At 55.7% G+C, this 393-nt stretch carries 1 protein-coding gene; it reads right to left on the bottom strand.

Annotation, left to right across the window (positions count from 1 at the left end):
* The coding region (locus C9J35_RS25220; protein WP_153062997.1) for a helix-turn-helix domain-containing protein at positions 1-199 on the bottom strand (199 nt) is incomplete at its 3' end.
* Between the last annotated feature and the right edge of the window lie 194 nt (positions 200-393).

The raw sequence follows: 393 nt of genomic DNA, 5'->3' as shown, positions 1-393 counted from the left end.
CAAGAGCGCTGAGATGGCGACGTACCGCCGCCGCTGTCAGACCAAGACGATCGGCCAGTTCGCTGGCCGTCGACGGGCCATTGTGCAGGATGGACGACATCACACGATCTCTCGTGGGGCTGTCCACAGTCTCCTGCTTGTGCTCGCCGACGATGTCGCGACCTGCGACGGCCACCTCGGTGTCGGTCGAATTTTTCACAACTCCATTGTTGCCTAAAAGAGGACTGGTTCAAGTAAGTCAGCCCTAAGACGAAGCTGCGAGCAGCCTACTCTTCGAAAACCCAATAATTACTGCCGTCATCGCACCGACATACAGAACAGGAACGACAGCTCCAACCGCATCTCACATGCATACACACGCTGAGAGAAAACTCACATCAAACACCCTGGACA

It is taken from the genome of Lysinibacillus parviboronicapiens (assembly GCF_003049575.1).
GTDB classification, from domain to species: domain Bacteria; phylum Bacillota; class Bacilli; order Bacillales_A; family Planococcaceae; genus Lysinibacillus; species Lysinibacillus parviboronicapiens.
This window is presented reverse-complemented; position numbering and strand designations above follow the sequence as displayed.